Raw genomic sequence first — 24821 nt, forward strand, 5'->3', positions numbered from 1 at the left:
TTCATTCCTGTGGCAGTTGACCCACAAGCTCCAGCATTTCTCTTGGAGTGGGCTGAGCAGTGCCTAGTTTCCTCACAACAACTGCGGCAGCTATACTGGCAATTTCCATTGCCTCTCTGAGGGAAGTTCCCGCCTTCAAACTCAAAGCCAGAGAAGCCATAACAGTGTCGCCGGCTCCCGTTACATCGTGAACTTCCGTAGCCAGCGCGGGGATATGAATTTCTTCGTCCTCTTTATAGAGTCTCATTCCTCTCTCGCCCATTGTTATCAAGACCCCCTTTGCCTCCAATTGCCTAAGGAGCCTCATTCCCACCTCATCTATCGGGAGAGATTCCGTTGCATCGCCAACGGCGAAGCGGGCTTCCTTCTCGTTGGGACAGAGAAGAAAGGCGCCCTTGAAGAGGTTGATGTTTTGAGGCTTTGGGTCTACTATGAGGAGGCAATCGTGTGGCTCGCTTACTTCAACGAGGAGTTTGGCAACTTCCGGATGGAAGAAGCCCTTATTATAGTCAGATGCTATTATTATGCCTTTGTTTGTCGTTAATTTTTGGATTTTTTCCTTTGCTTTTGCTAAAATCTCGCCCTCAATTGGTTTCCTGCTTTCCCTATCTATCCTCACGACCTGCTGGGTGTGAGCGATAATCCTGTTCTTGCAAGTCGTGGGACGGGAAGGGTCTACTATGATTCCCTGAATATCAATATCTCTTTTCATTAATTCTTCTAAGAGGAATTTGCCGTATTCATCATCTCCGATAACTCCTAAAAGCTTACATTTTCCACCCAATGCAGTGATATTTGCCGCCGTGTTAGCGGCGCCTCCGGGAACGAAGAAACGGTGTTCAATCTCCACAATGGGGACGGGTGCTTCCGGCGATATCCGGTTGACCCTTCCGATGTTGTATTCGTCAAGGATTAAATCGCCGAGGACGACGATTTCCAACTCCTTGAAGCTATTCAGTATTTCCTTAAGCCTTCTTTTCTTCATTTTCTGAGCCGAAATGCTGGTCAATTGCCTCGCAGATTAGATGCCCAATCATAAGATGGAAGGTTTGGATTAGGGGGGTATTCTTTGAGGGAACGACGAAAGCCATATCGGCTTCCTTTGCTAAATCGCCTCCCTCGCCGCCGCTTAAAGCGATTGTGTAGGCACCCTTTCTCTTTCCCGTTTTCACTCCCTCAATCACGCTTTTTGACTTCCCGCTTGTTGAGATGCCGATAACGATATCCTTTTCGCTAGCTAATGCCTCTACTTGGCGGGCGAAGACGACATCAAAAGAATAGTCGTTGGACAAAGCTGTAAGGATGGATGTGTTAGTTGTTAGGGCGAGGGCGGGAAGCGGTTTTCTTTCTCTCTTAAATCTGCCGATTAGCTCGGCGGCGATATGCTGGGCATCGGCGGCGGAGCCGCCACAGCCGAAAAGCAGAACCTTGCCTCCATCTTCAAGAGCTTTGATGATTTTAGCACAGCATATGCCTATTTTCTCCCTCTCTTTCTTCAGCCAAGAGAGAAGGGAATCCAGTTCTTTTATATACTCCTCTAAGAACCCTTCAACATTCATCATATATTTAGATTTTATTCATTTTTGCCAGATATTCAATTGGATTATAGAATAATTTTGTATGAAACCAAAAGGAGTAGAGAGAATCCAAAGGTCTCCTTACTATTTTCTTGAAAAACTTGGGATTTTAGACGCACTTATAGCTCGCAAAATAGTAGAGGGAAGATTGCCTTTATATATACTATCTTACCATCGTTTTTCACCGAGAAAAAGGATAATCAGGTCTACCCCGCCCTGCATCGATATCAACTCTTTCCGAGAGCAAATAGAATTTTTATGCAGAAATTTTGAAGTCATTCCCCTTTCAATTATTGCGCATTGTATCCATAAAAGGGAGCCTTTCCCCAAGAATTCCGTAGCGATAACGATTGATGATGGATACAAAGACAATTATCTCTTAGCTTATCCTATTTTAAAGGAAAATAAAGTTCCAGCGACTATTTTTCTCACTACCTCATATATAGATGGGAAGCAAACGCCTTGGGAAGCAAAGGTTTCCTTTGCAATTTCCCATACCAGCATAAAGGAATTGTCATTGGAAGGGATAGGGAGATTCAATCTACGAGGAGAAAAAAGGAGATATATTGCGAGGGAAATGATAATAAAAAGGTTAAAGAAGGTATCCGAAAAGAGGAAGAAAGTTCTTATAGAAAAGCTGATAAAAAGATGCGATGTAGAGATTCCTCCCTGTTTAGGAAAAGAATTGATGTTATCTTGGAATGAGATAAGAGAAATGAACGGGGAGGGGATAGAATTCGGCGCCCATACGGTTCATCACCCTGAATTGACGAACATCCCTCTAACGGAGGCGAAATGGGAGATAGAAGAGTCAAAAAGGGAGCTTGAGGAAGGATTAGGGAAGCAAGTTTTCGCATTTGCCTATCCGAGCGGTATTTACAATAAGGGAATAGTCCGATTGGTAAAAAATGCTGGATTTCTCTGTGCGGTTACCACCAGTTTAAGAGAGGTTAAGCCTTGGTCCAATCCTTACGAATTGGGGAGGGCAATAGGGATAGATGAGGACTTCAGCAAGTTCAAGGCTATAGTTTCCGGAATTTATGAAAGGATAAATACCTGTTGGGGCTTATTGAGATAACAAGCCGAAGAGGATATCTTTAACAAGCTTTCCCACGCGTTCTCTAGAGAATTGGAGAGCTATTTCCCGACACAATCCCCTTGTTTCGGGTGGCAATCTCACAGCCTGCTGAAGGGCAGAAGCCAGTGATTCTACATCTCCCTCTTCTACGATAAATCCTTGGACTCCAGGTTGAATGAATTCGCTTGTTCCGATAGCGGATGATACGACGATAGGGATACCACAGGAGAGAGCTTCAAGGGAAACAAGAGGTATCCCCTCATAAAGAGATGGGAGGACAAATGTGTCCGCTGCATTGTAATATATTGGCAAGTTACTATGGGGAATTTTTCCTAAAAAAATCACATCTTTTTCTAAATCGAGCCCTTCAACCAAAGTCCGGAGTTTCTTTTCAAGGGTTCCCTTTCCGATTAGAAGGAGAAGACTATTGGGATTTTGCTGCTTGAAAATTTTGAAGGCATGAATGAGGATATTGGGTGCCTTTAGGGGGTCTAATCCGCCGACGAAGAGGAAGATGAAATGGTCATCAGGAAGGTTCAAAATTTTCCTCGCTTCTAACCTATCTTTAGGAACGAAAGTATCGGTATCCAATAAAAGGGGGACAAATAACGCCTTCTCACCTAGCAAGGGTTCCTTTTCCTTAAGATAGGAGAGTTGTGATTTGTCAGCGCTTATTAGAATTTTTTTCAAATAGGGCGAGTATCTCTTGATAAGGAAAATATGTAAAAGCCCCTGGATGTAATTGGCAAACCAATTGGGGATATATCTTCTCAGTTTCCAAAGCCTGGGATATCTAAGGGCAAGCATTTCTTTGAAGCATCCATGGATATGGAGAATCGCCGGCTTTCTAAGATTAGTAAGGGGGAGAAAATCAATCTCTTGGAGATAAATGATATCGGGATTCGTCTTTTCAATTTCCTTCCAAGCTTTTCGCAATGTGACGAAGGTATCAAAAGGTCTCCCTATAAATGGTCTATTAAGATAAGGGTCTAAGAAGGAAAATGTTGTTCCCTCTATCTTCTTTTCTCGCCAGAATTTTCTTTTATTTTCCTTATCGTCCTTGCCCAGTAAATAAACATCCATAAATCTTGATAGGTATAGGGCTATATCCCTTGAAAAATGCAAAGCACCCTTTGCGGGTTCTCCCACAAAATCTCCTCTCATTGCCATAAGAAGCCGTGGTTTATTCATTTTCCATCACCATCAATTTTTCAATTTCTTCGCCTATTTCCTTGGCGTTTAGTGTCTTGAGGCATATTGGTTTCCTGCATTTCTTTTTACTCCAGCAAGGAGAACAAGAAATTGGTTTATAAAGCACACGAACCTTTGCGCCAAGCGGAGAAGTTCTTTTAGGGTCGGTTGCGGTATAGATGCCCAAAGTCGGCACTCCCAAACAAGCAGCTATGTGAGTGAGTCCACTATCCTGACCAACGAAAACAGAGCAAAATTTGAGCAGAGCTATGGATTCTCGTAGGGAAAGGTGTCCAGCTAAGTTATGAATTTTTTCCTGTTCTAAGGTCCTACCAAGCTCCTCAAATTCTGTTCCTCCGAATAAAAAAACATTCCCCTTTGCTTTGAGCATATTAAGAAGTTCGTTTAAGGTAGGTAGGTGCCATCTCTTAAATGTGGTGCTCCCTCCGAGAAGGATACCAAAGATTGGCTCGTTAGCTTCTTTTGTAAGTGCATCAGCCAATTCCCTTGCCCTATTAGTTTCTTCTTCCGATAGAAAAATCTCGGGGATTAAGGTTGATTTTCTCCCTCCAGCTGCAATCGCCAGCTTGACATAATCTAAGACGCAATGGTCTTCAGGGTTTTCCTTTATCGTAAAATTATAGAAAAGAAAGGTTGCAGGATTGAAGAAACCAAAGCGCCTTTTGCATCCACTCAGAAAAGAAAGGAGAGCTAATTCCACGGATTTTGAGGAAAAAGATAAGCACATATCATAATTTCTCGTCTTTATTTGTTTTAACAATTCTCTTTTCTCTTCCACTCTTTTCGGGCGAACGAATATCGAATCTATCCAAGGATTTTTCTTCAATACCTCTGCGCCGTTGGCTCCTAGCACGACATCTATAGGAGTGGTTTGGTAGCCCTCCTTCAGGGTCTTTATAGCGGGAAGAGTGAAGATGACGTCCCCGATGAAATTCTGGTTTAATACTAAAATCCTTTTCATGCCAATTTTCTTTTCCAAAGCCGCCAATATAAGTCTTCAATCTTGGAAGGTAAAATAGCAGCTAAAAACGATTCCCACGCACCTGCTAGTAGGAGATAAATGCGAGCAAAGGGGAATCCAACTCGTTGAAGGGCGAGCTTTAGAGGTTCCTTCGACGAATGAGTTAAATATTGTGGAGGTGCATTCCGCCTGGCGCCACTTGGAGTTATATGAGTGGAGATGATGTGAGGCTGTCTTTCTTTGAACAATTTAATCAAAGAGAGGAAAATAGTGATAATTGTTCCTGCCTCTATGAGAGTTATCATTGAGTTTTTAGGATAGGGGAATCCTCCCATTTTCTCTTCTTCGATTTTCGTCCTTATCCTTCTTAAAATCGCAAGTTCACGCTCCCATTCAGGAGACATGTTTTCAATTATCGCCTTTAAACTTCTTTCCATACCACCATTAAACCAATGGGCAGCAATGAAAAGAACTTTCTTTTTGCTAAATTGAGAGTTTGAGCCTGGCCCCATCAATTACTTCCTCCTCCGTTATCAATTTCATACATTCTTTATGGTGGCAAATTCTCTTTCTGCAGGGACTACAGTGCAATTTCTTATAAAGAACTTCGTTTTTCTCTCCATACGGTCCCTGTATTTTAGGGTTCGTGGGACCGAAGAGGGCGATTACAGGAGTATCTACCGCTGAGGCCATATGCATAGCACCTGAATCAACCGAAATCGCCAACAACGACTTCTCCAACACCGCTGCTGCTTCTCTTAAACTCGTTTTTCCCGTTAAATCAATCGGGCGATGCTTCATATATCTTATTATATCTCGTGTATGAAAAACATCTTGTTTTCCACCTATGAAAACGACTTGGAAACCATCTTCCATAAGAGCATCTCCTACTCTTGCCCATCGTTCAGGAAGCCATCTCTTGGAATCCCAAGTCGTTCCGGGACAGAGAGCTACTATCGGTTTTTCGGTATTCAATGACTTCTCTGCCCTTCTTCGTTCTTCATCGGTTAGATAAATTTTAGGCTTGAGAACCAAAGCCTTCTTCTTGACCTTGAGAATATTGCTCTCTATATTCATCCTGTTGCGATTTGAAATATCTAAAGCAACATAAGCGGCGAGCAAATTATTCTCAACTGCGTGAAAGAAAGGAACATTGGGAACGCAAGAATCATAGAATATGTGGGAACCTCTTTCCACTTTTTCCTTTCCTATTCTCTTTTTGGCTCCACTAAGAAAAGCGAATATGGCGGATTTGAACAGGGATTGAAGGTCAAGACACATACCCCATTTCCTTTTTCTCAACTCAATTAACGCGCTCAAAATTCCCTTGATGCTTTTCCTTGAAACAACGAGCTCATCTATATAAAGGTTGTTTTTGAGGATGGAGGCGTTTCTTTCCTCCACAAGCCAGCAGATGAAAGCATCGGGAGCTTCCTCCTCTATCGCCTGAGGAACAGGGGTTGACAAGATTACATCTCCGAGAGAGCTCATCCTGATTATAAGGAATTTTTCCATCTTTGCCTCATCTCAAGATTTTGAAGATAAACCCTCTCGTAATTTTTTACAGCGATTTTTATATCAAACTCTTTTATAGCTTTCTCCCTGCCTCTTTCACCAAACTCTTTTCTTAACTTCTCGTCTTTCGCCAATCGCAAAATCGCATTTGCAAGGGCTTCGGGATCGCGAGGAGGAACGAGAATCCCCGTGATTTCATCTTCAACCACTTCTGGTATTCCTCCTACATCGGTAGCTACAATTGGTTTTCCGCTCGCCATTGCTTCTATTAGAACGATTCCAAAACCCTCCCAGTCTGATGACAAAGCGAAGATATCGCAATCTGCTAAAATCTCTGGTATATCGGAACGCCAACCCCAAAAGAAAACTTTCTCTTCCAATCCAAGCTTTTTAACTCTATTTTCCACTTTTCTCCTCAAACTCCCATCTCCTACTAAATGAAGTCTTAGATTGGGCATTTCTTTAACAGCTTTGGAGAATGCTTCCACGAGGAGAAGATGGTTCTTGGCTTTTTTGAACTTTCCTATGTTCAAAATCTTGATTAGATTATCACCTTTCCTTCTATCCCTGAAATATTCCCTTGAGGGAATCCCGTTGTAAATAACAACAGAGTCAACTCCATAAGTTGCTTTAACCGAGCGCGCTACTTCCTTTGAAATGCTGACCGGTATTACATTGAGATATTTGAACGCCATCCGGTTTAAGCCTCTGAAGAAAAAGGATGTATCGTATTTAGCTAAGTTGTGGATTGTGTGGATGTGGACTGGAATACGGGCAAGGTGTGAGGGGATGAGGACATAGCGAATAGCTCTTAAATGGGTGTGGATGACATCGGGTTTAAATGATTTAAAGAGATTCGTGAGACGGGAAATGGTTAAGGGGTGGAATGTCCAGCGGAGATTGAGGAAGAACATAGGGATGCGATTTCGTCTTAATTCGGATTCCAGGAAGGAATGCGTCTTCCTTACCAAGACGCAGACCGCTATTTCAAATTTTTCCTTGTCAAAATTCTTGCATAAATCAACGAGAAACCTCTGAGCACCACCAATGTCCAGGGAGGGGATGATTTGGAGGAGACGAATTTTTTTATTGGGCATGTTTTTCCAGGATTTCTCCGATTTTCCTCGCTTGATTTTCCCAACTGAATTCCTTGACCTTCTCCCATTCTATCTTTTCTATTTTGTGTTCAATGTAAAAGTTCTTTAATGCCCTCAACAAGAACTCCTCTACTTCTTCTGCCGTTTCACAATTTGTCCCTATTCCAAGTTTTTCAATCAATTTCCCAGCGAGGTTGTATTTTGAGCCAATGCTTAGAATAGGACGTCTTGCCCCCATATATTCAAAGAGCTTGCCTGAATAAAAATACCAGTCGGATTCGTTAAATTCTAAAGGGAGCAAAAGGTAGGTAGCTCTAAGTTCCTCTCGCACGACAACGCTATGAGAGGTCCATGGACAGAGTTTGAAAAGTTCTTTGAGCTCCGGATATTCAGTAAGTTTGGATAAAATAACATCCATCCATGTTCCCCCATATATTGAGCCAGCGAATAGCAGTGTAAATACATTGTCAATTTCTACATCTGATGGGAAATCTTCTGGGTCAAAGGCGTTGTGGATGATATAAACAGGTCTATCGGAAAAGGAGGCATCTCTAAAGGGTTCAAGGAGGCATACGGAGATTTCAAATTTGCTCCTATCCATTCGCCTTGACAAATTTACAATAAGGCGTTCCATACCGCCGTAATGAAGAAATTGGATTATATGCAGGATTTTAATCTTCTGCATAGCGGAAGTTGAGGGACCTTATTATCTCCTTAACTATTGGCACGAAGCGGGGGGAAACGCTTAAATGTTCAACGCCAATTCTTATCAGCCTCGGTATAAACGTTCGTTCACCGGCGATTTCACCGCAAACCCCTATCTCCTTTCCATATCTCTTAGCTTCCTTTACAGCGATTTTGATTAACCGCCAAAGGGAAGGGTGAGCGGGATTGTAGAGTTCGCTCACATCTTTTCCCGCTCTGTCAACCGCGAGAGTATATTGGAGGAGGTCATTTGTTCCGATGCTGAAGAAATCGCAGAATTTAGCCATCTTGGAAAGGCAAAGGGCACAAGCTGGCGTTTCAACCATTATACCCACCGGGATTTCTCCCACTAACTCTTTTATCTCTTTTACTTCCTCAGGGAAGGAAACCATAGGCAAAATAATGGAAATATTTGGGTACTCTTCGTGAGCTTCTATTATCGCCTCCAATTGTGGGTAGAGAAGTTCCTTTCTCTTGAGGAGCAACCTTATTCCTCGGAGTCCAAGCGCGGGATTGGGCTCATTGGGAAGATTTAGGAACTGGAATGGCTTATCAGCTCCGATATCAAAGAGCCTTATATGCACTGGTTTGGGATGGAAAACCTTCCCCGCCATCCTATAAACCCTCAAATGGGTTTCTTTTCTAAGGGCATCCTCGCCCTGGAAAAGAAGGAATTCCGTGCGGAAAATCCCTATCCCATCCGCTCCCATCTTCTTTGCTTCCTCAATTTCCTCGGGATTTCCCACATTGGCATAAACGACGATTCTTTTCCCTTCCTTCGTTATCGCTGGCAAATGCCTCTTGGCAATTGCTTCTCTCTCTTCTTTTTGTCGCAGTGCTTCCTTTTCCATATAGATTTTTTGAAGCCTATCGGATGGTTCGATTATGACTTCCCCTTTCTCTCCATCCAAAATCAACATTTCTCCATTGCGGACTATTTCCGTAATCCGTTGGCAAGATGTTAACATTGGAATTCCTTTCGCTCTTGCTAGGATGGCGCTGTGTGAAAAAGGACTCCCCGCTGAACTTATGAATCCCTTTGGCTTCCATCTTTCAAATTCCACTATATGGGATGGCAGTATTTCCTCGCTTACTATTATTGAGTCCTCAGGAATTAATAACTCGTTCCCAATTATAACTTCCTTTATCCTTCGCATTACATCCTTTATATCATCCGCTCGGCTTCTGAATCTCTCGTCGTGAAGGGATTCAAATAAAGAGACAACTTCGTCCTCTACTTCGTTTAAAGCTTCGCCAAGGCTTTTCCCATCCTCTATCTTTTCGTTTACCTTACCCCATATCTCAGGGTCCTCAAGGAGAAGCATATGGGAAAAGAATATATCGCCTTCCTCCTCTCCCACTTTTTCGCTATCCAATTGCAGATTCTCCCTCAATTTGCTCTTGGCTTTTTCAAGAAGGAGCAAGGCTTCCTCGCCCTTCACCTTAAGGGAGAAGGAATCCTTTTGCGATAGTAGGTATGCTTTACCTATCGCAAATCCCGGCGACGCAGGGAGGCATTTAATCCTTTTCAATCTCCAATATCTCCCCTTGTATCGTTTGTTTGAGATTTTCCCAAAATTCTTCCTCACCTTCACCACTTATCCGAAAGCTTATGACATCACCCATCTCGCCTTGAAGGGTTAAAATGGCGCTCAAGCTCTTACCGTTCACTTCTCTGCCGTCCTTCTCCAGAATTATCTCCAGCTTGGGGTATTTTAGGGCTAAAGCCACGAGCTGAGCGGCGGGTCTTGCATGGAGTCCATCTTCTCTAGTCAATCTCAATTTAGCCTTCAACATTTTAAATTTATTTTATCATTTTCCCTCAAGCTTTTTCAAGTTCACCCCAGGAAAATAAAAATAAATGATTTGAGAGTAATTGTAGCCCTTCCTTGCCAAACCTCCACCTCCCCATTGGCAGAAACCTATCCCATGTCCGGAGCCACCACCTATAATCTTAAATAAATTCTTTCCCCCTATGCTTTGTTTCTCAATGTAAAACAGGAGGCTTGGCAAACTTCCCTCAGAGGCAATTTGACCATTGCCAAATGCCCAGCGAATGGATTCCCCTTCCAATCTTATTTCGTTATCTTCGGTTTCTATAATTAGCGAATTCACCCTTCCAGAAGCCGTCCTTTTCTTAACTCTTATATCTTTTATTTTCCCCAACTTGAAATCGGGATTATTAAGAAGAATTGGAAGGGAGCGAGAGAAAATCTTCTGCAATTCATCTTCCCCGTACTCGCGAACCCAACGAAAATTGGTAGCCGATTGGCAATTGAAATCCTTTGCTTTTAAAAACTTTTTAAGATTTTCCTCGTTGGAGAGGTCATAGGAGCTTGAACCATCAATCCTTGATTTTAGATAGGGAAGGGCTATTCCCCATACGCTTCCATCTTCCGTTATCCCTCCGCATGAGGAATGGAAAGGGGTTAAAGCAGGTTTCCCGTTATAGGTTATAATTATTCCTTTCGTATCCTCAATAGCTTTATTTAATTTTTCCTTTTCGTATTCGTAGCAGAGATAAACCTGGCAATGACGGGAGCTGCAGAGGTCAAATCCTTCCGCCTTATGGCGACCCAATGAGTAAATGGCATAGGTGCGGGCGATTATGGCTTGTGCCTTCAAGCATTCTGCAGGAAAATCTTGTGGTATCTCAGCGGGCAAGACACCTTTGAGATAATCCTCCAAATCCAATTCATTTATCAAAATTGGAAGGAAATCCTTGTTTGTGCGGATTTCCAACACCCCTCTATATCTTTTTGCTTTCCCTCCTTTGCCCAAAGAGATTTTCAGCAGGGAATTCTCCGATTCGCTATTTGGGACTATTCGGAGACAAGAAGTGGCTGGCAAGACCATTTTCCCTTCTCCTGAATCCACTTCAATCCGTGCTTCCAATTTATCCTCCTCAAAAGTGAGGATGTCTAACCGATAATTTTTAACCCTCTCAAGAAATCCCTTTCTTGCGGAATCCGTTGCAAATCTAATGAAAGCTTCCCTTCCGTTTCTTTTCACCTCGTAGCCCAATCTTTGCGCTTCCTTAGTCAAGTAGGATGCTTCTATTTCGTTAGGGCAGACGATTTTGAGGCAATAATTCCTAACGGACCTCCGAAGGAAGGCAATGGATAGATTAGTAAGGGATGAGTTTATTATCTCCCCAGTAGAGGCATTAATGAAGGAGAAGGGGGTATCAGAAGAGATGGACAAATTGCTCCATCCCTTGGCTATCTCAACTCTAACGGTTAAAGGTAGGCAAAAGCTGGCAAAAAAGAGTAAAAGTGGGAAAATCTTCCTCAAATTATAGCCTGATCACCGTCCCTCTCTTGGAGGAATTCTGCACAGCGAGGCAGACCTGAAGGGCGTTTTTGCCTACCTCGGCATCTATCTCCACTGGTTTTCCCTCCCTTATGCAATTGACGAAATAAAGAAGCTCTTCATAATAGGGGTCAACATCTTGTGGTAAAGGATATTCCTCTGGGTCCTTGTCGCCTTCTTTAAGGATAACTTTTCCGTAATCCTTCATAATTACGACGCCCCTTGTCCCGATTATTCCCACTGCTGAAAAACCGAGCGGGTTTGACCAGGAGGAACCGAGAACGCCTATCCCCTTTGGAAAATCAATTATTGCCCATACATTATCCTCAATCGTCAAATCGGGGGTCGATTTGAGGGTTTTTCCATAAACCTTTGAGGGTTTCCCTCCCAGCCAAAGAAGGAAATCTATATCGTGGGTATTGAACTCAACCGTCATTCCGCCACTCTTCTTGGGGTCAAATAGCCAAGATGTTCTGGGAAGACCGCCCATCCTGTTTATCCAAGCCACAACAAGCTCTCCTATCCTTCCGCTAGCTAAAATCTCCTTTAAGGCTTTGAAGGATGGGAAGAAGCGCAGGACATAGCCGACCATCAATTGCACGTTGTTTTCTTGAACGGCTTTAACGATTCTATCCGCCTGGCGCATCGTGAGGGCGAGCGGCTTCTCAACAAATATGTGCTTTCCCTCCGAGGCAGAGCGAACTATCTCTCTGCAATGGACAAATGGAGGAGTGCAGATAATCACCGCATCTACCTTATCAAGATGCTTTTCCCAACCTTTGACGAATTCAGAGCCCACCTCCTGTGCTAACCGTTTCCCTGCTTCTGGATTGACATCCGCTACCCAGGCTATCTCCGTATCCTCTATTCTGAGCAGATTCTTGGAATGGAGCCTGCCCATTCCTCCCGCTCCTATAATTCCAAATCGCAGTTTCATAAATTAATCGCCTCCTATCTGAAATTTTGCTTACTCTATTTTAATTCATTGTTATAATGAAAACAAACCAAATTTATTCAAACGATGAGACTATGTCCAATTTGAATGATTTTGAGAAAGTGGTTGATATAATCCTCAATATAGCGGATTTCAATGCCATTGAGCAGGGAAAAGAGAGGCAATCCGCTATTTGGGAGAATAGAGAGCCTGACTATCTTCCGATAATTTTGAGCGATTGGAATACCCCAGAGCTGAAGGGATTTAAACACTGGACCCTTAAGGAGCAGTTTTACGATAAGGAAAAGATGTTGCTTGAGCAGTTGAAAGGCTTGGTTGGGATAGCTAAAACTCACAGCGATGCCCAATTGTGCATAAGGGTTAATATGGGGGTGGGAATCCTTCCCAGCGTTTTCGGTCTGCGTGCTGTGTTCCCGCAAGACGACCAGATGCCCTGGTTTATTGGCAATCTCTCAAAGGAAGAGATATTAAGGTTAGAAATGCCATCCGATATCAGGCAGAGAGGGCTTATGCCATTTATTATTGAATATCTCCAATACTTCAAAAGCGTTCTTCCCGAGGGAATCCATATATATTGCTTTGACACTCAGGGGCCATTTGATATCGCCCATTTAATAAGAGGGCATCAAATCTACTTTGACTTATACGATGACCCCGAAGCCGCACATCATCTTTTAGATATATCAACGCAACTCTATATTGAAGCAACGAAGATATTCAAGGAAATAGTTGGCGAGCCCTTTTGCTCTGGCTATCATGGAACGCTTTATATGAGCGGAGGAGGAGTGCGTCTTTGCGACGATTCCTCCGTCAATCTCTCTCCCTCTCTCTTCAAGGAGTTTTCTCTCCCATACATAAAGAGGGCGCTTGCTCCCTTTGGTGGAGGGTGGGTACATTTTTGTGGAGATGGTAATCATCTTTTGGATATGTATTTGGAGTTGGAAGAGGTGAAGGGATTGAATTTCGGAAATCCAGAGAAATACGATTACGAGAAGACGATGGAGAAGATAACCTCAAAGGGAAAGTTTTATGTCGGTTATATTCCGAGAAGGGAAAAGGAGAGTTTGGAGGATTATTTTAAGAGAATCCTGTCGCCCCTGAAGAGCAAGAGGGGGTTAATTCTGCAGATGAATAGAGGAGGGGAAAGCGCCTCAGAAACGCTTGACTTATGGCGTTCCTTACAGGATAAACTCTTTAGTTATTAGAGGCGGATTTCACTTTCTCCAATTCGTCTTTGAGTATTTTGGAGGCAAGGGATGGATTGGCTTTCCCCTTTGTTTTCCTCATTATCTGCCCCATAAGATATCCCATTGCCTTCTCCTTGCCTTTTAGATATTGCTCAACTGCGTCCGTTTCCTCTTTAATCACTGCCTCCACCACTTTCCTTATCTCCGCTTCATCCGTTATCTGTAATAAGCCCCTCTTTTCTATAATCTCTTTTGGCGGAGTCCCCTTCAAAACCACTTCCGGGAAGATATCTTTGGCAATTTTTATACTTATTATCCCGTCGTCCATCAGCTTGAGCATCTCCACTAACAATCCAGCTTTGAAAGGCACTTCCTCTATGCTCTTCTTCTCAGTATTTAGGATTCCTTGAAAGTCAGATATCAGCCAGTTAGCTATCTTTTTAGGATAGGGATAAAGGGAAACAGCTTCCTCAAAAATTTTTGACAAAGGGAGAGAAAGGACGAGGATGTGGGCTTCCTCTTTTGATAGACCCATCTCCCGCACGAACCTTTCCTCCTTATTTGCTGGTAGCTCGGGAATTCTTTTCTTTATTTCCTCCAACCATTCCTCGCTCACGACTATGGGAGGGATATCGGGCTCTGGGAAGTAGCGATAATCGTGAGCTTCCTCCTTGCCTCGCATTGAGAAGGTCTCCTTCTTCTCCTCATTCCATCCTCTCGTTTCCTGTTCAATCTTTCCTCCTGCTCCCAATATCTTCAATTGGCGATTTATCTCGTATTCCAATGCTTCTGCGACCGCTCTTATTGAGCCCAAGTTCTTTATCTCAACCTTCGTTCCCCAAGTATTTGTTTCCAAATCGTAAAGAGATATATTCGGCTCGCATCTTAAAGAACCCTCCTCCATCTTTCCATCGCAGACGCCGAGATACTGCAAAAGGAGGCGAAGTCGCTCCATATACTCCTTCGCTTCCTCAGGGGAGTTGATGTCTGGCTCTGTCACTATCTCCATCAAGGGGACGCCTGAGCGATTGAAATCTATGTAGCTCTTATCGCCTACATGGATTAGCCTACCAGTGTCTTCCTCTAAATGCACTCTTCTTATGCGTATGACTTTCTTCCTCCCACCAACCTCTATTTCCAAAGTTCCCTCTTTACCTATGGGGAGTTCGTATTGGCTGATTTGGTAGTTCTTTGGTAAATCGGGATAAAAATAATTCTTCCTCGCGAACTTAGCAAGAGGAGCAATTTGGCAGTTTAAGGCTAAAGCAGTCATAATAGTGAACTCCACAGCTTTCTTATTGGTCACGGGAAGGACCCCGGGAAATCCAAGGCAGATTGGACAGGTCTGGGTATTGGGGGCTTCCCCGAATTTAGTCGGGCAGCGGCAAAACATCTTCGTTGTTGTGAGGAGCTCGGCGTGGACCTCCATTCCGATAACGGGAAGATATCTTGGCATACATCTCCTCCTTTTTTCAGAGACTCTCTATATATTTTAGCAGATTTTGGAAGGATTGAGGAAGAGGGGAATTGAAGGTTAAATGTTCGTTTTTGAAAGGATGGAGGAAGGAAAGATAATAGGCGAAAAGCGCCTGCCCATTTAATTCCTTGAGAAGATTTCGCATTTCAGGGGAGTAGCTGTGTTTCGGTGCGTAGAGCTGGTCTCCTACTATGGGATGTCCTAAAAAGGCGCAATGGACACGCACTTGATGTGTTCTACCAGTATACAAAATAGCTTCCAATAAAGAGAATCCCTTATAATTCTTTATTCTCCTCAGCATAGTCTTTGCCTCTTTGCCTCTTTTGTGGACTATCACTTTATCGCTATGGGGAACTCTCATAAGCGGCATATCAACTATTTTTTCCTCATAAGGGAATTCCTTGTGAACAAGGGCGATGTAGCGTCTATCAATCTGCTTCTCTCTTATCATTTTAGCGAGCTTGAGGTGAGCGGGGTCGGTCTTGGCTACTATCAAGAGCCCGCCAGTATCTCTATCCAAGCGGTGGACGATACCGGGACGCAGGGGAGAGCCAATTGAGGAAAGGTTGAAGCGGGAAAGAAGAGCATTAACGAGGGTTCCGCTCCTTTTATTACCCACTGGATGGGTAAGCATTCCGAAAGGTTTCTCCACAACCGCTAAAAATTCGTCTTCGTACAGAATATTTATGTCTATCTTCTCCGGTTTTATCTCAAGGGGAGGAGGTGGGGGAATTATCACTTCTATTTCCTCGCCTCCTTTAAGCTTATAAGAGGGCTTGACATTTCTTCCATCAACGAAAACATTTCCTTGTTTAATCAATTGCTCTATTCGACTGCGAGATAGGCGGGGGTAGAGGCATTCGCTCAAATACACGTCTAACCTCTTCCCCTTATCTTTTCCGATAACCTTTATGTTTTCTCCCTTTTCAATCTCAGCCAAAGGCAGACACCGATTATGAAAAGGACTAAACTCGCCATCTGACCTTGCGTGATTCCATCAAGGAGAATCTCGGCAGTTGCCCCTTTTCTCAGGATTTCCGCGAGGGAACGGTAGAAAGCGTATAGCATCATATAGAGAGCAAAGGTTTGTCCAGCAGCGCTTTTTCTTTTGTCATACCACAAAAGGAGGAACATGAAGAGGATGTTAGCTGCGAAGGCGTAGAGCTGAACGGGATGACGTGGTTCCGGAGGAAAGACGGTGGGGAATTTGACTCCGATGGGAAGGCTGGTGGGGACACCGTAGCAACAGCCGTTGAGGAAACAGCCTATACGTCCGAATGCATAGCCGAGAGTAAGGGAAGGGGTAAGTAGGTCGGCTAATTGCCAAAAGTTTACATTTCTACGCCTGGCGAAGATGATTGCGGTGAGGACACCCGCTCCAAGAGAGCCATAGAAGGAGAGTCCGCCGTTCCAAATCGCTATTATTTGAATTGGGTTATGGAAGTAAAAACGCAAATTGAGTAGGACATAAACGAATCTTCCACCTATTATCCCGGCTAAGAGGAGGTAAAGAGCCAAATCCAAGATGGCGGATTTGGAAATTGAGTATTTTTCCGCCCTTTTTATCGCCAACCAATAACCGAGGATAAAGCCAATCAATAGCATAGTGCCCCAGGAACGCACCGCTAAGGGACCAATTTTAAATATTATCGGATACATCTTCCTTTCCTCCCTTTTTCCTCAAAGTGGATATAAGTGTGAGTATAACGCCTAATAAGATGCAGATATCCGCGATATTGAAAACTGGCCAAAAGCGGATATGGATGAAGTCGACCACATAACCAAGCCTGATTCTATCAAGGATATTTCCCAATGCCCCTCCAACGATTAAATAAAGATAAGGTGAATGCTCTCGCCAGAAATAAACAAGCAGAATGACAATAGTTAAGCTGAGGAGGGAGAGGAAGAGGGAATTGAAAGCGGAGAGCGCTCCGAAAGCAATCCCTTTATTTTCGGTTAGAGTTAGGTAGAGGAAGCGAGGAATTAGGGGAACGGAGATGCCGGATGGACAGTTCTTCAAAGCCCAAATCTTGCTAACTTGGTCGATGATAAAGGCTGAGAGGGCAAGGGCAATTTTCAGCAAGGTTTTATCTTTCTGTCCCGCAAGATGGAGGCACATCTCTCGCATAAATCTGGATACTCCTGGTCCTTTCCCACGCTTTCCTTTATCTGCCAACAGCGAGCGCATTTTTCTCCCTTTGCCTTTGATATCACAACCTTTATGCCCTCAACCTCTTTGCTTTCCTCAGGGGCTTCGGAAAGGAGATGGTAACTCGCCGAAGATGTTATCAATATATCGGAAAGCTTGCTATCCACAATCTTCAAGACCTGATAATCTTCCTCCGGCAAGTATACCTCCACACTCGCCTCCAAGGGATTAGAGATGAGCCCCTTCGCTCGTTCTTCCTCTATCTGTTTGTAGATTTTCCTTCTCAAATTCAATATCCTGTCCCAATTCCTCTCCAATTCCTCGTTGATAAACACCTCTTTTACAGAGGGCCAATCCATAAGGTGAACGCTTTCTGGTTTCCCCTCCCAATTCGGAAGATTTTGGAACGCTTCTTCAGATGTATGTGGCATTATGGGCGCGAGGATGGTTATCATTGTCTGGGCAATTTGAAAAAGGGTAGTTTGTGCTGATAGGCGTTCAAAAGAGTTGGGTGGATATATGTAAAGGCGGTCCTTGAGGATATCAAGATAAAACGCGGAGAGCCAATTGACGCAAAAATCCAAAACCATATGGTAAACTCTATGGAATTGGAATTGCTCATAGGCATCAGTGATAGCGGATACCAACCTCTGCAATTTTGACAGCATAAACTTATCCAAACTCACCAAGCGTTCGTAGGGAAGAGGATTGGCGGGATTGAAGTCGTAGAGATTGCCCAATATGAATCTGATTGTGTTTCTTATCTTGCGGTAGGATTCAGCAACCTGCCCAACGATTTCAAATGACATATGCACATCTTCCGTGCAATTGAGGGAGGATATCCATAGCCTAAGGACATCTGCGCCGAACCGCTCCACAACTTCCAGAGGAGATATCACATTCCCCAAGCTTTTATGCATCGGATGTCCCTCCGCATCCAACACCCATCCATTCGTTATCACTGTCTTATAAGGAGCTTGCCCCTTGATGGCGACGGCTATCATAAGAGAAGAGTTGAACCATCCCCTATGTTGGTCTGAGCCCTCAAGGTATATGTCTGCTGGCCAGCGGTGTCCCTTTCTTTTTTCCAAAACGCATAGGTGGCTGGAGCCTGAATCAAACCAAACATCAAGTATATCCTTTTCCTTTCGGAATGAGGAAGCTCCACACTTGGGACAGGTAAACCCCTCAGGCAGAATTTCCTCTGGCGGCAGCTCAAACCAAGCATCGGAACCCTTTTCCTTGATTAGATTGTAAACTCTCTCCACAGTTTTTGGGGTGATGATTACCTCTCCGCAATTCTCACAGTAAAATGCGGGTATCCCAACGCCCCAAGCCCTCTGGCGGGATAGACACCAATCGGGGCGAGTTTTCACCATGTTATAAATGCGGTTAATCATTTGGGGAGGAATCCAGCGGGTTTTCTCTATTTCTTGAAGGCATTTTTCCCTGTGCCCTTGATGGTCTATGTTCATAAACCACTGGATAGTGGCTCTGAATATCAGGGGATTTTTACATCTCCAACAGTGAGGATACTCGTGAGTTATCTCGCCTGACTTGAGAAGAAGCCCTCTTTCCTCCAAAACCCTTATAACAGCCTGATTACCCTCTCCCATTACAGGGAGACCAGCGAATTCTCCCGCTTCCTCAGTGAACACCCCATCTGCGTTCACTGGACTGAGGATGGGGAGATTGTAAGCCTTCCCAACAAGGTAGTCTTCCTCACCATGTCCGGGAGCGGAATGCACGAGTCCTGAACCCTGCTCCGAAGTGACGAATTCGCTGAGCACGATGGGCGATTCACGAGGGAAGAAGGGGTGAGAGAAGACAACGCCTTCCAGTTCTCGTCCCTTTAATTTCTTCTCAACCCTTGCTTCTCCCCATCCAAGTTCCTCCCTAACCTTCTCAAGCAATTCCTCAGCCACAACATATCTCTTACCATTTACATTCACAACGAGATAATGGAAATCAGGATGAACCATTATGGCGACATTTCCTGGGATTGTCCAAGGCGTGGTTGTCCAGATGATTGCATAAGCATCTTCAACCTTTCCCTTGCCATCCTTCAAGGGAAATGCGACCCAGATGGAGGGGGAGACCTTCTCCTTATATTCTATCTCCGCCTCAGCGAGGGCGGTTTTGCAATGGAAGCACCAGAGAATAGGCTTTAATGTGCGATAAATGTAGCCTTTAAAATAAAGTTCGCCGAAAATACGCACGAGTTCAGCTTCGTATTCGTTATCCATTGTCAGATAGGGATTTTCCCAATCACCTATTATCCCCAATCGCTTGAACTGTTTTTTCTGTACCTCAATGAAGTGAGCTGCAAAAGCACGACATCGCTGGCGAATGAGGATTATATTGGGCTCTATCTTCTCCTTAAGGATTTCCTCCTGCACTTCCTTTTCAATCGGCATCCCGTGATTATCCCAACCGGGGACGAAGGGGGCATAGAATCCCTTCAACATCTTATAACGAACGATTATATCCTTGAGAATCTTATTAAGAGCGTGCCCCATATGAATATCTCCGTTGGAATAAGGGGGTCCATCGTGAAGTATGAAGATAGGATTGCCCTCCCTTTTTGCGAGGATTTTTTCGTAGAGTTTCATCTCGTCCCATTTTCTTTGAAAATCTATTTCCCTGATAGGGAGGTTTGCTTTCATAGGGAAGTGGGTTTTGGGGAGGTTGAGGGTTTCGCTGTAGTCCAAAGCTATACACCTCCTATCTTGGAGAGGAAGTCGGAAAGGGCTTCCTGCCAGTTTCTAAGGGGGGTAAAGCCGAAGCTTTCCCAGCAGAGTGAACGGAGGGCGGAATAGGGAGGACGCTTAGCGGGGCTGGGCCACTCCGAAGAAGTTATGGGATTTATTTTTGTGTCCAATCCCGAGAGGGAAACTATCCGCTGGGCGAAATTAAACCAAGATGTTTCTCCGCTGTTAGTTATATGATAAATGCCATAGAAAGGAGAATATATGAGCTGAGAGATTGCCTGGGCTAAATCGTATGTATAGGTTGGGGAGACAATCTGATCGGCAACCACGCCCAAAGGTTTTCCTTCCCCCGCTTTATTCAAAATGGTTGTCACAAAATTTTTCCCCTTCTCGCCGAATAAAGCCGCTGTCCTGATGATGAAGAAGCGTTTCAAGAGCATGGAGACCATCTTCTCGCCACCCAGTTTTGATTTCCCATATTGATTTATTGGATTTGGCTCGTCTATCTCAACATAGGGCTTTCCCTTACTGCCATCAAATACATAATCCGTGCTGATGTAAACAAGGAGTGCATCAAGATGGGCGCAGGCGGTGGCAACCGCCCAGGTTCCAACTGTGTTAACGAGATAGGCTTTATTCGGCTCAAGTTCGCATTGGTCCACATTTGTGAAGGCGGCGCAATGGATAACCGCATCAGGTTTCAGGTAGGAAAAGACATCTAAAACCTTCTTTGTATCCGTAACATCCAAGTCCTCTTTGGATAAAGGTATGAGTTCCTCTTTATCCGAGAGGACTTTCTGAATATCGGAAGCTAACATTCCTTTTGCGCCTGTCAAAATTATTCTCATGGCATTAGAAAGGGGAGAAACATTATGATGGCTTTTGATATTTTATATCAGAAAATCATTAAATTGGCAAGGAGAAGGCTTTAAATCTTTCTCAGCTCATCTATATTCTTCCTTATCTTCAAAATAGCCTCTACTATTTTCTCCATATCGCTTTTTGGACCGAGGAAGATGGAATGAGGGAATGCGCAGGCTTCCTCCTTCGCCGCTTTTTCCACAACTGGAAGATAGAGCTTGTAGTAGTCAATTTCCTTGCCGTAAAGTGGGCATTTTATTGGGCATCCAGTTCTTCCGAAGCCCTCTTCTTTGAAGAGGGGCATTTTATAGAGCGGTTCAATGTGGCCTGTCCAGCAAGGAATTCCTTCAGCGGAAAGCGCTTGGAGGAACTTGTCCCGGGATATACCATCCCACTTCTCTGATATGAATTTGAAATGCCAATAATAGAAACACCAGCGGGTTACCCTTGGGTCGCGATATATCGGCTCTATACCCTCAACTTCCTTCAAAAGCTCTATAAGGTAATTTGAATTTCGTTCCCTTATCTCTATTTGCTCGGGGAATCTCTTGAGCTGAGCTAAGCCGATGGCAGCTTGCCATTCAGTCATTCTCAAATTCGTTCCGAGAAGATAATGCTCATAGAATCCTTTCCCAGGGAGCCTTCCTATGTGGTGATAGGCAAAGGTTTTCTCATAAATCTCCTCATCGTTTGTTATTACCATTCCACCTTCCCCACAGGTTAAGGTCTTTCCCATTTGAAAGCTGAAGGTGCCCGCATCAGCGACCGCGCCTGTCCCTATACCTTTCCATTGGGAGCCGTGAGAATGGGCACAGTCCGCTATGACATAGATGTTGTGCTTTTTGGCGATTTCGTTTAGGGCATCGTAATCGCAGGGCATACCGCCTACATCCACTGGTATTATAGCTTTCGTTCTCGGAGTGATAGCGTCTTCAACTGCTTTGGGGTCTATGGTGTAATTGCGAGGGTCAATATCCACGAAAATGGGGATGGCGTTGACCCTTAAAACAGCTGTTACTGTGGCGATAAAGGTTGCAGGTGGGACAATTACTTCATCTCCTCCCTCCACTCCAATCGCTTTGAGAGCAGCTTCTATAGCCACTGTTCCATTGCAGACCGCTACCCCGAATTTCGCTCCCTGAAATTCCGCAAAGGCTCTCTCAAACTGACCGACCTTTGATTTCCAATATCCCTCATGGGTATAATCCCAACCCCATCCTCCAAACCACCATATCCCGCTATCCAGAACCTCCATTAATTCCTTTCTCTCCTCTTCGCCAAAGATTGGCCACGATTTACCAAGTGGTTCCTTTATCAGGGGTTCGCCTCCGCAAATAGCTAACTTTGCCATTTCTTTCTCATCTCCTCGTAAAAGTCTTTATAGGATTTGACCTCTATGCCTTTCTCTAATGCATATTCTATCAAAAAGGAAATTTGTGACAATTTGGGGTCCTTTATCGCTGTATGGTCATGTGCACCGTATCCCCAAGCGTAATCCCTTTCCTTCACCAAATCGGCACATTCCTTAAGATATCTTTTGTACCCCTCCATATCCTCACCGTGAATCCAATACCAGTAGATATCTTGATATCCCTGATTTGGACATTCCAATATATCGGGAAAGCCGGAGTGCTCATACCAGAAGGGTTGAACTTCAAAGGGAGTGGGCTGATAATCCTTTTCATTCCTCGCCCAGGTGCGGGTGAACCTTATGCCGATTTTATGGAGAATTTCCAATATATCGGGTCTATCACATAACCCACGATAATATCCCCAAGGTCCCGTTAACCCGATGCAATCAACTCCCAGCATTTCCTTTAAGAGCCTTGAAGCTTTGCTCACATCTTCCTCTATTTGCTCAAGCGTTCCACCCCTCACCATTTGAATCTTCTCCCCATCGTCAATATACACAGTTTTCAAGAGGAGATGGGAATAAGTATGTTGCTGGAGGTCGAATAAAGAGCTTTTAACGAAGGGCTTAAAAACCTCTGCGCCCACAATCTCAAGCGTTCTTCCTACGATAAAGAATGTGCAGGGAGCGGAGTAACGATTATGCACTTCCCAAGCGATATCCAGAAACTTCTTCGTGATTTCGGGTTCGTTCGCCTCAACATCATAACCTATAAGGAGATATGGCATAGTTTTCACCAGTCTAATTATAAGAGAAAACTAAATTCCATCAAATTATTTTATCCTTAAAATAAATTCTATGAGGGCAGGAAACTCTTGTTCTCTCCTCGTAACATCAACGAGGACAACATATTGACCAGGGGATATGTGGAAAGGGATGGAGAAGGGAAGGAGAATGAAGCTTTCCTCCTTGCCTTCAATTTTTCTCTCAACCCATTGGGAGACATTAGCACAGGCAAGTTCTTGAGGGAAGCGAGGTTTGATTTTGAATTTGATTCTCTGGGCAGAATGGTTCTTTATGATTATCTTGACATTTCCCGTTTCCCCTGGAGAGAGCTCTAGTTCATAGGGATAAGCGAAAGCCCAGTAGGGGTCTATGCCGAAATTTGGATTTTCCCAAGGGAGAAGCTCTCCCATTAGTTTCTCTCGCTCCTTTAAGGTCCTTCGCCAAAGAGCGACCTCCTGTGATGAAATGGAGAAGGGGGTGTCTATGTGGCTGTTGAATGTAAGCTTTGGCTTTATCTCTTCCAACAATCTCAAGCAGTAATCGTATCCTTCGTTTTCCGAGAGGAAATTGCGGTTGTAGGCGCAGTAATCGTCCAAGCCTGTGGGAGTAAAGGAATCTCCGCAGAAAAAGAGGCGATTGCCTTTACCTTCAACTAAAAGGCCGCTATGATAAAGGGTCTGTCCAGGGAAATGATAAGCGGTCAGTTTGAATTCCTCCCATTGCCAGGATTCGCCATTCCTAACAATCCTGTCAATTTGGATAGGATTGGGAGAAAGGCAGGGAAGCTTCCAAGCTTTGGGATTGGAAACGACTTTAGCCACGGATTCCTCCGCTATTACTTCGCAGGAAAATCTTTGCCGGAGTAGGGGAATTGCATCGGTGTGGTCATCGTGGATGTGGGTTATCCAAAGCCCGTCTACCTTATCAATCTTGCCTTCCTGAATCAGGGCTTCAATTTCTTTTATGGCATCTTCGCTTCCGCAATCCAAAATGAAGGCTCTTCTTTTATCGCTAATTATAAGCCAGCTGGTTCCGATATGGAGGAGGAAAGGAGGTGTTTTCCTCAAAGGTGCGGAGGCGAGAGGTCCTTTTTGACTTTGTTCTGAAAGAAGACGGGGGAAATAATGCCAAAGCGCTGAACTTGAGAGATAATTCTCGTAGCATTTCTTAAATCTTTCTTCAAGCAGGTCCACAGCTACCTTTGGCTCAGTGATTATCTTCCCGTGCGAGGGAACAAAAGCCTTGATTCCCATCTCAAGAAGCCCTCTAAGGCTTTCTATTACTTTTCTCCAGGCAAACATAAAGCCGTGATAATCGGTGAGATTCCCAAAACCCTTTTGTAAGCTGAAAACATCAAATATTTTTCCTTTATCGTAAATCAAATCGCCGCAGAATGCGATTTTCTCATCTTTTACCTCCACTATGAAGCTCATACTTCCATCTGTATGCCCGGGAGTGGATAAAGCGGTTATCTTCGCCGGTCCCCAGGAGATTTCCTCTCCGCTTCTCAATGGCGAATCTACTTTTATTGGCTCTGCTATGAGGAGATTTTGACGAAAATAGTAGAGATGGTATCTTTTAGTAGGGTCGTTCCAATATTTTTCCACATCTTCAAACAAACTTCTCTCTTTTTCTGGAACTGCTATCCAAGTTCCTCTCTCAAGGGCTTCCTTAACGCCAAGGGCTTGGTCTCTGTGATGATGGGTGAAAAGAACCCCATCTATCTTCTTTATCCCATATTTGCCCAAGATTTTAAGAACCTCACCAGTCCCAAAATCTATTAAGAGGGCTTCCCAACCGTTTCTGATTACTCCCACATTTATGGCTCCCAGGAAAACTGAAAGATTTTCATTGAAGGAAATAAAATTTGAGCTCATTTCGTAGAAA

General features: G+C 44.0%; 23 protein-coding genes. 2 read left to right on the top strand and 21 right to left on the bottom strand.

Annotated elements, in window-relative coordinates; all coding sequences use genetic code 11:
• Window position 1: 1 nt before the first annotated feature.
• Both H5T88_04355 and H5T88_04360 read right to left on the bottom strand, forming a co-directional pair.
• On the bottom strand, window positions 2-985 hold the full coding sequence (locus H5T88_04355; protein ID MBC7329572.1) for a bifunctional hydroxymethylpyrimidine kinase/phosphomethylpyrimidine kinase: 984 nt from the start codon (window positions 983-985) through the stop codon (window positions 2-4).
• Window positions 966-1562, bottom strand: coding sequence for an SIS domain-containing protein (locus H5T88_04360; protein MBC7329573.1), 597 nt, complete (start codon window positions 1560-1562; stop codon window positions 966-968). The genes H5T88_04355 and H5T88_04360 overlap by 20 nt, the downstream gene beginning before the upstream one ends.
• A gap of 58 nt (window positions 1563-1620) precedes the next feature.
• Here H5T88_04360 and H5T88_04365 point away from each other — a divergent pair, with 58 nt between their 5' ends.
• A complete protein-coding gene (locus tag H5T88_04365) occupies window positions 1621-2655 on the top strand; it encodes a polysaccharide deacetylase family protein (GenBank protein MBC7329574.1) in 1035 nt (344 codons plus the stop codon).
• Here H5T88_04365 and H5T88_04370 read toward each other — a convergent pair.
• The 10 genes from H5T88_04370 to H5T88_04415 form a co-directional block, all read right to left on the bottom strand.
• Window positions 2644-3825 carry a glycosyltransferase family 4 protein gene (locus H5T88_04370; protein ID MBC7329575.1) on the bottom strand — a complete coding sequence of 394 codons (1182 nt, stop codon included), beginning with the start codon at window positions 3823-3825 and terminating at the stop codon, window positions 2644-2646. The two genes, H5T88_04365 and H5T88_04370, sit on opposite strands and share 12 nt — an antisense overlap.
• 13 nt (window positions 3826-3838) lie before the next feature.
• Window positions 3839-4828 (bottom strand): glycosyltransferase family 9 protein, encoded by a 990-nt coding sequence (locus tag H5T88_04375; protein MBC7329576.1) that lies wholly within the window; start codon window positions 4826-4828, stop codon window positions 3839-3841.
• The gene (locus H5T88_04380; protein MBC7329577.1) at window positions 4825-5340 is read right to left on the bottom strand and encodes a hypothetical protein; all 516 of its coding nucleotides are present in this window, start codon (window positions 5338-5340) and stop codon (window positions 4825-4827) included. The genes H5T88_04375 and H5T88_04380 overlap by 4 nt, the downstream gene beginning before the upstream one ends.
• Window positions 5312-6343, bottom strand: a complete 1032-nt coding sequence (gene waaF / locus H5T88_04385) for a lipopolysaccharide heptosyltransferase II (GenBank protein ID MBC7329578.1) — start codon at window positions 6341-6343, stop codon at window positions 5312-5314. The genes H5T88_04380 and waaF overlap by 29 nt, the downstream gene beginning before the upstream one ends.
• The gene (locus H5T88_04390) at window positions 6325-7440 is read right to left on the bottom strand and encodes a glycosyltransferase (GenBank protein ID MBC7329579.1); all 1116 of its coding nucleotides are present in this window, start codon (window positions 7438-7440) and stop codon (window positions 6325-6327) included. The genes waaF and H5T88_04390 overlap by 19 nt, the downstream gene beginning before the upstream one ends.
• Window positions 7430-8041, bottom strand: a complete 612-nt coding sequence (locus H5T88_04395) for a hypothetical protein (protein ID MBC7329580.1) — start codon at window positions 8039-8041, stop codon at window positions 7430-7432. The genes H5T88_04390 and H5T88_04395 overlap by 11 nt, the downstream gene beginning before the upstream one ends.
• Before the next feature lie 70 nt (window positions 8042-8111).
• On the bottom strand, window positions 8112-9677 hold the full coding sequence (gene ptsP, locus H5T88_04400; protein MBC7329581.1) for a phosphoenolpyruvate--protein phosphotransferase: 1566 nt from the start codon (window positions 9675-9677) through the stop codon (window positions 8112-8114).
• Window positions 9664-9942 carry an HPr family phosphocarrier protein gene (locus tag H5T88_04405; GenBank protein ID MBC7329582.1) on the bottom strand — a complete coding sequence of 93 codons (279 nt, stop codon included), beginning with the start codon at window positions 9940-9942 and terminating at the stop codon, window positions 9664-9666. The genes ptsP and H5T88_04405 overlap by 14 nt, the downstream gene beginning before the upstream one ends.
• A gap of 15 nt (window positions 9943-9957) precedes the next feature.
• Entirely contained in the window at window positions 9958-11439 is a 1482-nt protein-coding gene (locus H5T88_04410; protein ID MBC7329583.1) for a SpoIID/LytB domain-containing protein, read from the bottom strand.
• 1 nt (window position 11440) lies between these two features.
• Entirely contained in the window at window positions 11441-12394 is a 954-nt protein-coding gene (locus H5T88_04415; GenBank protein ID MBC7329584.1) for a Gfo/Idh/MocA family oxidoreductase, read from the bottom strand.
• 56 nt (window positions 12395-12450) lie between these two features.
• Here H5T88_04415 and H5T88_04420 point away from each other — a divergent pair, with 56 nt between their 5' ends.
• Window positions 12451-13617, top strand: coding sequence for a hypothetical protein (locus tag H5T88_04420; GenBank protein ID MBC7329585.1), 1167 nt, complete (start codon window positions 12451-12453; stop codon window positions 13615-13617).
• On the opposite strand, the gene gatB is transcribed toward H5T88_04420, so the two are convergent.
• The 9 genes from gatB to H5T88_04465 form a co-directional block, all read right to left on the bottom strand.
• Window positions 13607-15055, bottom strand: coding sequence for an Asp-tRNA(Asn)/Glu-tRNA(Gln) amidotransferase subunit GatB (gene gatB, locus H5T88_04425; protein ID MBC7329586.1), 1449 nt, complete (start codon window positions 15053-15055; stop codon window positions 13607-13609). The genes H5T88_04420 and gatB overlap by 11 nt on opposite strands.
• Before the next feature lie 16 nt (window positions 15056-15071).
• The gene (locus tag H5T88_04430; GenBank protein ID MBC7329587.1) at window positions 15072-16016 is read right to left on the bottom strand and encodes an RluA family pseudouridine synthase; all 945 of its coding nucleotides are present in this window, start codon (window positions 16014-16016) and stop codon (window positions 15072-15074) included.
• Complete coding sequence (lgt, locus tag H5T88_04435) at window positions 15986-16735, bottom strand: prolipoprotein diacylglyceryl transferase (GenBank protein MBC7329588.1); 750 nt, start codon at window positions 16733-16735, stop codon at window positions 15986-15988. Before lgt ends, H5T88_04430 begins: the two co-directional genes overlap by 31 nt.
• Entirely contained in the window at window positions 16716-17204 is a 489-nt protein-coding gene (gene lspA, locus H5T88_04440) for a signal peptidase II (GenBank protein MBC7329589.1), read from the bottom strand. Before lspA ends, lgt begins: the two co-directional genes overlap by 20 nt.
• Window positions 17153-19936: an isoleucine--tRNA ligase gene (gene ileS, locus H5T88_04445; protein MBC7329590.1), complete on the bottom strand. Its 2784-nt coding sequence runs from the start codon at window positions 19934-19936 to the stop codon at window positions 17153-17155. Before ileS ends, lspA begins: the two co-directional genes overlap by 52 nt.
• A gap of 2 nt (window positions 19937-19938) precedes the next feature.
• On the bottom strand, window positions 19939-20754 hold the full coding sequence (gene rfbD / locus H5T88_04450; GenBank protein ID MBC7329591.1) for a dTDP-4-dehydrorhamnose reductase: 816 nt from the start codon (window positions 20752-20754) through the stop codon (window positions 19939-19941).
• 110 nt (window positions 20755-20864) lie between these two features.
• Window positions 20865-22148: a DegT/DnrJ/EryC1/StrS family aminotransferase gene (locus H5T88_04455; protein ID MBC7329592.1), complete on the bottom strand. Its 1284-nt coding sequence runs from the start codon at window positions 22146-22148 to the stop codon at window positions 20865-20867.
• Window positions 22136-22945: a polysaccharide deacetylase family protein gene (locus H5T88_04460; protein ID MBC7329593.1), complete on the bottom strand. Its 810-nt coding sequence runs from the start codon at window positions 22943-22945 to the stop codon at window positions 22136-22138. The genes H5T88_04455 and H5T88_04460 overlap by 13 nt, the downstream gene beginning before the upstream one ends.
• Window positions 22946-22981: 36 nt before the next feature.
• Window positions 22982-24811, bottom strand: coding sequence for an MBL fold metallo-hydrolase (locus H5T88_04465; protein MBC7329594.1), 1830 nt, complete (start codon window positions 24809-24811; stop codon window positions 22982-22984).
• Between the last annotated feature and the right edge of the window lie 10 nt (window positions 24812-24821).

This window comes from bacterium, from assembly GCA_014360495.1.
GTDB lineage: Bacteria > Armatimonadota > JACIXR01 > JACIXR01 > JACIXR01 > JACIXR01.

Coding starts and splice junctions, on each gene's coding strand:
- H5T88_04375 (MBC7329576.1), bottom strand. CDS start 4,828: ATGAAAAGGATTTTAGTATTAAACCAGAATTTCATCGGGGACGTCATC.
- H5T88_04370 (MBC7329575.1), bottom strand. CDS start 3,825: ATGGCAATGAGAGGAGATTTTGTGGGAGAACCCGCAAAGGGTGCTTTG.
- H5T88_04415 (MBC7329584.1), bottom strand. CDS start 12,394: ATGAAACTGCGATTTGGAATTATAGGAGCGGGAGGAATGGGCAGGCTC.
- H5T88_04420 (MBC7329585.1), top strand. CDS start 12,451: ATGAAAACAAACCAAATTTATTCAAACGATGAGACTATGTCCAATTTG.
- H5T88_04380 (MBC7329577.1), bottom strand. CDS start 5,340: ATGGGGCCAGGCTCAAACTCTCAATTTAGCAAAAAGAAAGTTCTTTTC.
- H5T88_04455 (MBC7329592.1), bottom strand. CDS start 22,148: ATGGCAAAGTTAGCTATTTGCGGAGGCGAACCCCTGATAAAGGAACCA.
- H5T88_04390 (MBC7329579.1), bottom strand. CDS start 7,440: ATGCCCAATAAAAAAATTCGTCTCCTCCAAATCATCCCCTCCCTGGAC.
- H5T88_04365 (MBC7329574.1), top strand. CDS start 1,621: ATGAAACCAAAAGGAGTAGAGAGAATCCAAAGGTCTCCTTACTATTTT.
- gatB (MBC7329586.1), bottom strand. CDS start 15,055: ATGCCAAGATATCTTCCCGTTATCGGAATGGAGGTCCACGCCGAGCTC.
- H5T88_04355 (MBC7329572.1), bottom strand. CDS start 985: ATGAAGAAAAGAAGGCTTAAGGAAATACTGAATAGCTTCAAGGAGTTG.
- H5T88_04395 (MBC7329580.1), bottom strand. CDS start 8,041: ATGGATAGGAGCAAATTTGAAATCTCCGTATGCCTCCTTGAACCCTTT.
- waaF (MBC7329578.1), bottom strand. CDS start 6,343: ATGGAAAAATTCCTTATAATCAGGATGAGCTCTCTCGGAGATGTAATC.
- lspA (MBC7329589.1), bottom strand. CDS start 17,204: ATGCGAGAGATGTGCCTCCATCTTGCGGGACAGAAAGATAAAACCTTG.
- H5T88_04360 (MBC7329573.1), bottom strand. CDS start 1,562: ATGATGAATGTTGAAGGGTTCTTAGAGGAGTATATAAAAGAACTGGAT.
- lgt (MBC7329588.1), bottom strand. CDS start 16,735: ATGTATCCGATAATATTTAAAATTGGTCCCTTAGCGGTGCGTTCCTGG.
- rfbD (MBC7329591.1), bottom strand. CDS start 20,754: ATGTTAGCTTCCGATATTCAGAAAGTCCTCTCGGATAAAGAGGAACTC.
- H5T88_04405 (MBC7329582.1), bottom strand. CDS start 9,942: ATGTTGAAGGCTAAATTGAGATTGACTAGAGAAGATGGACTCCATGCA.
- H5T88_04465 (MBC7329594.1), bottom strand. CDS start 24,811: ATGAGCTCAAATTTTATTTCCTTCAATGAAAATCTTTCAGTTTTCCTG.